The organism is Pseudomonas sp. GM84, from assembly GCF_000282535.1.
GTDB lineage: Bacteria > Pseudomonadota > Gammaproteobacteria > Pseudomonadales > Pseudomonadaceae > Aquipseudomonas.
The window spans coordinates 1-6534 of record NZ_AKJC01000364.1; the positions used below are offsets into that span (position 1 = coordinate 1).

The window sequence follows — 6534 nt, forward strand, 5'->3', positions numbered from 1 at the left end:
CCATGGTTGTCCGCCTTTGGTAGAACTCTGGCAAAAACAAATCCTAGCGCCTCTTTCTCAGCGTCCTTGCTGGCCCGATCTGATTTTTTTTGATGACCCCCCAAACATAAAAATACTGGTAAGTTTGTGGGCATGGAAAATACCGTTGTACTCATATCGCTCTACCGGAACCCTGTTCTTGTAACCTACGACTTCACTCCCCGTCAAAGCGGCCATCTGGTCTATAAATGAGGGTATTTCAGGCCCTGTCGGCTCAGCAGAATAGCAGGCTAATATATGTATCTTTCTATTCTTCGTAACAATGCCCTTAGCATTCAAGCCTTGAATTACAGCTGGAGCCTTATACGCCTTGTTGCCCTGTCCAACGAGCAAGCCTGGAATACCATGGCCTAAGATGTAGAGTTTGTCATTGGGGTCTGATTTTTTTCCGGATTTGGAAAATACAGTAATCCCATCGTGCTTCATCAGGGGCGTACCCTTGTACTCTTTTACTGTAATTAGCGACAGTAAAGCGCGTTTAATGTTATGCCAAGACCACTGGCCTGTAGGATCAGTCCGATTGACAGGGTCGTTCAGGCAGAATGCATAGCTATTGATTCCGCCTCGCTCAAACGGACTAAGACTGTCCGAGGAAATAAAGCGCCTAAGCGCTGTACTGTATGCGCGCCGACCGTTTCCCAGCAGATATAAATGAGAGAAGCGATCTCGAAATGCCCCTTGAAAGCCAACAGTAAGAAAAATATTATTGGGGGTAACCCCGTACACATCAAAGCAAATTTGCTGACCTTTCAAGGTATCGCTGAGAATAATGGCCGACCCTTGTCCGTCCACGCCAGCCAATGCGTCATGGGCACTTGCCTGTTTCACGGCCATGCACAGCAGCCCATGTTTGAATAAACGCACTTCAGGCGAATCGGCAATCAGGATCTCGTTGCAATATGTGTACATGATGGTTGTTCTCCTGAATTAAAGTCACTATTTTGCAGTCTCAGGGAAAAACGGGACAACTGTTAAAAATGACAGTTTTACTCAAGGGCACATGAGTCGAGCCTCGATGGCAACCACGCGCGCGGCGCTGTACGCCGAACTACCACTCGCCCAGGCATTAAAACTTGCCCGCCATGACCTGGAGCATGCCGACTCACTGATGCGCCGGGCGGCGCTCGATCTTCGCCACACAATCAGGACCAAGGCATGCGCCCGGCGGCTCTTATCCAGGGCGGCACGAGAAAATCAAAGGCTGATTGCTGATGCTGAAGAAACTGAGAAACAAGCCGATTCGACGGCCTGTAAGGCGATAGCAGTCCCTGAAAATACGAAACCCCCAATAAAGGGGGTCGTATCGCGGATGCCCTTAGGGACTAATCCCATCAACCGGCACGGCCGGAACCAGCTGGCGGCGTCTAGACACTTCCTGACGGAAGCTCCGTGCACGTCGAGACAGGTGAAAGCTATTGAGTCCTAGCGGGGCCGTCAACGCCCAACCACCTTGGGCTTATAGGCGCAATACCCCGGCCGCGGCCCGACCTTGGGGTGGTTGCGGCAAGTATCCGGGCGCTTGTCATAAATGGTGCACAGCCGGCTCTTACGATCCAGATAGAGGCAATCGTCATTGCTCATGCGGGTCAGGGTGAAGATCCCCGACTTCTGGTTGAAGCGCTCGATGATGCCGTCTTTCTGCAGGCGTTTGGCGATGTTCTTCGGTGGCTCGTCCTTTTCGAACTCGTCCACCACGCCAATGCGGATCAGGTCTTTGATCTTCACTTCCACCGGCAGGGTGCAGCACGTCGAATGGCAGCCTCCGCACATGTGGCTGGCATAGCGCTGCCAGGTTTCCAGGCGGTCGACTTCGGCCGCGGCAATCAGGGTCGTTTTCATCGTTATAGAGAGCTGGATCACGGTCTTGGGGCGCGCGATCATACCGGAGTTGTTCAATTTGTGAACAACCTTTTGCCGGATTCACCCGGCAGGCACGAAATCTGCGAACCGTAATCGTCAGTCCCTGTCGAAGGGTCTAGTCTCAACACTCTCCCTCCGCTTTCGTCAACTTGCCCGAGGATGCCGCATGTCCCAGGAACCCAAAGCTCGTGACGCCGAGGTGGCCGATTTTCGCGCCGCTGTACTGGACAAGCTGACCTACGCGGTCGGCAAGGACCCCGAGCACGCCTTCGACCACGACTGGTTCGAAGCCATCGCCCTGGCTGCCCGCGACCACATGGTCGACCACTGGATGGACCACACCCGCCGGGCCTATCGACGCAGCCAGAAGCGGGTGTATTACCTCTCCCTGGAATTTCTCATTGGCCGACTGCTGTACGACAGCCTGAGCAACCTTGGCCTGCTGGATGTTGCCCGCGAGGCGCTGCAAGGGCTGGATGTGGACCTGGAGCGCATTCGCCTGCTCGAACCGGACGCGGCGCTGGGCAACGGCGGCCTCGGCCGGCTGGCAGCGTGCTTCATGGAAAGCATGTCGACCCTCGGTATCGCTGCCCACGGCTATGGCATTCGTTATGAGCATGGCCTGTTCCGCCAGGCGGTGGTCGATGGCTGGCAACAGGAACAGACCGAAAACTGGCTGGACTTCGGCAACCCCTGGGAGTTCGAGCGGGCAGAAGTGATCTACCCGATCAGCTTCGGCGGCAGTGTCGAGACGCTGAACGACGCCGATGGCGCGCAGCGTCAGGTCTGGACGCCGGGCGAAACGGTGCGGGCGGTGGCGTACGACACGCCGGTGGTCGGCTGGCGTGGCGCCAGCGTCAACACCCTGCGGCTGTGGCGTGCGCGGGCGCTGGAAGAGCTGCATCTGGAGCGCTTCAATGCCGGCGACCACCTGGGCGCGGTGGCGGAAGTGGCGCGGGCCGAGAGCATTTCACGGGTCCTGTACCCGGCCGATAGCACCGAGGCGGGCCAGGAGCTGCGCCTGCGCCAGGAATACTTCTTCGTCTCGGCTTCGTTGCAGGATCTGCTGCGCCGTCACCTGAACATGCACAAGGACCTGCTCAACCTGCCCGATGCGGCGGCCATCCAGCTCAACGACACCCACCCTTCGATCGCCGTGGCCGAGCTGATGCGACTGCTGGTCGACCAGCATGAAATCCCTTGGGAAAAGGCCTGGGAGCTGACCGTCGGGACGCTGGCCTACACCAACCACACCCTGCTGCCCGAAGCGCTGGAAACCTGGCCGGTGGCGCTGATGGAGCGCATGCTGCCGCGGCACATGCAGATCATCTACCTGATCAACGCCTTCCACATCGACGCCCTGCGGGCCAAGGGCCTTCACGATTTCGACGTGCTGCGCGCGGTGTCGCTGATCGAGGAAGAAAACGGTCGCCGGGTGCGCATGGGCAACCTGGCGTTTCTTGGCTCGCACAGTGTCAACGGCGTGTCGGCGCTGCACAGCCAGCTGATGAAAAGCACGGTGTTCGCCGAACTGCACAAGCTCTACCCGAAACGCATCAACAACAAGACCAACGGCATCACCTTCCGCCGCTGGTTGTACCTGTCCAACCCGCAACTGACGGCGATGCTGGTCGAGGCCGTGGGCCCCGAGCTGCTGGACGACCCGCAAGGTCGCCTGGCCGACCTGGTGCCCTTCGCCGAAAAAAGCAGCTTCCGCAAGGCCTTCGCTGCCCAGCGGCTGCACAGCAAGCGCGCGCTGGCCAGCATCATCCAGGACCGGGTCGGGGTCACGGTGAACCCCGAAGCGCTGTTCGATGTGCAGGTCAAGCGAATCCACGAGTACAAGCGCCAGCTGCTCAACCTGTTGCATACCGTCGCCCTGTACCAGGCCATGCGCAACGACCCCGGCACCGACTGGGTGCCGCGGGTGAAGATTTTCGCCGGCAAGGCGGCGGCGAGCTACCACCAGGCCAAGCTGATCATCAAGCTGGCCAACGACATCGCCCGCGTGGTCAACAACGACCCGACCGTGCGCGGCCTGCTCAAGGTGGTGTTCCTGCCCAACTACAACGTCAGCCTGGCCGAGAGCATCATCCCGGCCGCGGACCTGTCCGAGCAGATATCCACCGCCGGCTACGAGGCTTCAGGTACCAGCAACATGAAGTTCGGCCTCAACGGGGCGCTGACCATCGGCACCCTGGACGGCGCCAACGTGGAGATGTGCGAACACGTGGGGGCCGACAACATGTTCATCTTCGGCCTGACGGCGCAGCAGGTCGAGGCGCGCAAGCGGGCCAACGATTTTGGCGCCGGTGCCGCGATTGCCAGCTCCCATCGGTTGAACGATGTGCTTCAGGCGATCCGCAGCGGGGTGTTCTCGTCGGACGATCCTGGGCGCTACGCGGGGCTGATCGACGGGCTGGTGGCTTATGACCGGTTCCTGGTCTGCGCCGATTTCGATGCCTACTGGGATGCCCAGCGCAGGGTCGAGGAGCTGTGGCATACGCCCCAGGAGTGGTGGCGCATGGCGGTGCTGAACACGGCGCGGATGGGCTGGTTCTCTTCGGACCGGACCATTCGCGAATATGCTACCGAGATCTGGAAGGCGTTGGATTGACTTACTGGGGCTGCTGCGCAGCCCATTCGCGGGACAAGCCCGCTCCCACAGGATCTGGGTTGCCTTGAAAGCTGTGCAAGACCTGTGGGAGCGGGCTTGTCCCGCGAATGGGCCGCACAGCGGCCCCAACTGACAACCGGCCTGGCAAGCGCTGAACTACCGACCTATTGTGCCGTCTGACAGCCCAGGCAAGTCTCATCGCTCGCTAGCTTGCAACACTCCCTGTAAACTGCGGGGGTTTTTCTCCCCCCCAACCCTTTCGGAGCAATACATGTCCCGCGTTACCCTGAGTCGCTATCTGATTGAGCAGACCCGCAGCAACAATACCCCTGCCGATCTGCGCTTCCTGATCGAAGTGGTGGCGCGTGCGTGCAAGGAAATCAGCCACCATGTGTCCAAGGGCGCCCTTGGCGGTGTGCTGGGCAGCATGGGCACCGAAAACGTGCAGGGCGAAGTGCAGAAGAAGCTCGACGTGATTTCCAACGACATCCTGCTCGAAGCCAACGAGTGGGGCGGCCACCTGGCCGGCATGGCGTCCGAGGAAATGGACAACGCCTACCAGATCCCGGGCAAGTACCCGAAAGGCGCCTACCTGCTGGTATTCGACCCGCTGGACGGTTCGTCGAACATCGACGTCAACGTGTCGGTCGGCACCATCTTCTCGGTGCTGCGTTGCCCTAACGAATACCTGAGCCAGAACGAAACCCTCAACGAAAACGCCTTCCTTCAGCCAGGCACCGAGCAGGTCGCCGCCGGTTACGCGATCTACGGTCCGCAGACCATGCTGATCCTGACCCTGGGCAACGGCGTCAAGGGCTTCACCCTGGACCGCGAGCTGGGTAGCTTCGTGCTGACCCACGAGAACATCCAGGTGCCGGCAACCACCGCCGAATTCGCCATCAACATGTCCAACCAGCGTCACTGGGAAGCCCCGGTACAGCGCTACGTGGGCGAGCTGCTGGCCGGCGAGACCGGTCCGTTGAAGAAGAACTACAACATGCGCTGGATCGCCTCGATGGTTGCCGACGTGCACCGCATCCTGACCCGTGGCGGCCTGTTCATGTACCCGCGCGACGCCCGCGAGCCGAGCAAGCCGGGCAAGCTGCGTCTGATGTACGAAGCCAACCCGATGTCGTTCATCATCGAACAGGCCGGCGGCGCGTCCACCAACGGTTACGATCGCATCCTCGACATCAAGCCCGAGAGCCTGCACCAGCGCGTGTCGGTGATCCTCGGCTCGAAGGAAGAGGTCGAGCGCGTGACCGCCTACCACAAGGAGTAAACCATGCTCGCACCTTGGCAGCCGTTGCTGGAATGGTGGTTCGGTTGGGGTACCAGTGCCCAGGCCGTGGCTGACGAGCAGAGCACGCTATGGTTCGGCAAGCATCACGATGCCGAAGCCCAGGCGCTGTTTGGCGACTTGGTCGAGCATGCCCTGGCGGGCGGGCTCGACGAGTGGCAGCAGAGCCCCCAGGGCTGGCTTGGCCTGCTGATCCTGCTGGATCAGCTGCCGCGCATGATCCACCGCGACACGCCGCGCGCCTTCGAAGGCGACCGGCGTGCCCAGGTAGTGGCCATGCAAGGGCTGCAGAAGGGCTGGGACTACCAGTTGCTGCCGATCCAGCGGGTCTTCGTGCTGCTGGTGCTGGAGCATGCCGAGGTGCTGGACTGGCAGAACCTGAGTGTCGAGCGTTACCAGATCCTGCTGGACGAGCAGCCGGAAGCGAACCGTCGGCTGTTCGAAGGCTTCCTCGATTACGCCGAGCAGCACCAGCGGGTGATTGCCCGCTTCGGCCGCTTCCCGCATCGCAACCTGATGCTGAACAGGCCTAGCACCAGTGACGAAATGGACTTCTTGCTGGAGCCTGGCTCCAGGTTCTGAGTCGTCTGTTCCACCCTCTTCGCGGGACAAGTCGGATCGCCGCACCGCCGCTCCCACAGGACTGCCGGTGGGAGCGGGCTTTTCCCGCGAAGAGGCCGGTACAGACAAAAGAGCCGTCTGGCACGGGCTTCGCCCG

General features: G+C 60.3%; 5 protein-coding genes. 3 read left to right on the forward strand and 2 right to left on the reverse strand.

Annotated elements, in window-relative coordinates:
* Window positions 1–57: 57 nt before the first annotated feature.
* Both PMI38_RS26895 and PMI38_RS25750 read right to left on the reverse strand, forming a co-directional pair.
* On the reverse strand, window positions 58–948 hold the full coding sequence (locus PMI38_RS26895; RefSeq protein ID WP_008100939.1) for an RHS repeat-associated core domain-containing protein: 891 nt from the start codon (window positions 946–948) through the stop codon (window positions 58–60).
* Between the two features lie 525 nt (window positions 949–1473).
* Window positions 1474–1878 (reverse strand): YkgJ family cysteine cluster protein, encoded by a 405-nt coding sequence (locus PMI38_RS25750; RefSeq protein WP_043274122.1) that lies wholly within the window; start codon window positions 1876–1878, stop codon window positions 1474–1476.
* A gap of 187 nt (window positions 1879–2065) precedes the next feature.
* Between PMI38_RS25750 and PMI38_RS25755 the strand changes: the two genes are divergently transcribed.
* The 3 genes from PMI38_RS25755 (at window position 2066) to PMI38_RS25765 (ending at window position 6398) form a co-directional block, all read left to right on the forward strand.
* Window positions 2066–4516, forward strand: coding sequence for a glycogen/starch/alpha-glucan phosphorylase (locus tag PMI38_RS25755; protein WP_008100943.1), 2451 nt, complete (start codon window positions 2066–2068; stop codon window positions 4514–4516).
* A gap of 271 nt (window positions 4517–4787) precedes the next feature.
* On the forward strand, window positions 4788–5798 hold the full coding sequence (locus tag PMI38_RS25760) for a class 1 fructose-bisphosphatase (RefSeq protein WP_008100945.1): 1011 nt from the start codon (window positions 4788–4790) through the stop codon (window positions 5796–5798).
* Window positions 5799–5801: 3 nt separating this feature from the next.
* Window positions 5802–6398 (forward strand): DUF924 family protein, encoded by a 597-nt coding sequence (locus tag PMI38_RS25765; protein ID WP_008100947.1) that lies wholly within the window; start codon window positions 5802–5804, stop codon window positions 6396–6398.
* Window positions 6399–6534 lie beyond the last annotated feature (136 nt).

Bases quoted from the DNA above. Each gene is read 5' to 3' on its own strand.
- PMI38_RS25750 (WP_043274122.1), bottom strand. From the start codon at position 1,878: ATGAAAACGACCCTGATTGCCGCGGCCGAAGTCGACCGCCTGGAAACC.
- PMI38_RS26895 (WP_008100939.1), bottom strand. From the start codon at position 948: ATGTACACATATTGCAACGAGATCCTGATTGCCGATTCGCCTGAAGTG.
- PMI38_RS25765 (WP_008100947.1), top strand. From the start codon at position 5,802: ATGCTCGCACCTTGGCAGCCGTTGCTGGAATGGTGGTTCGGTTGGGGT.
- PMI38_RS25760 (WP_008100945.1), top strand. From the start codon at position 4,788: ATGTCCCGCGTTACCCTGAGTCGCTATCTGATTGAGCAGACCCGCAGC.
- PMI38_RS25755 (WP_008100943.1), top strand. From the start codon at position 2,066: ATGTCCCAGGAACCCAAAGCTCGTGACGCCGAGGTGGCCGATTTTCGC.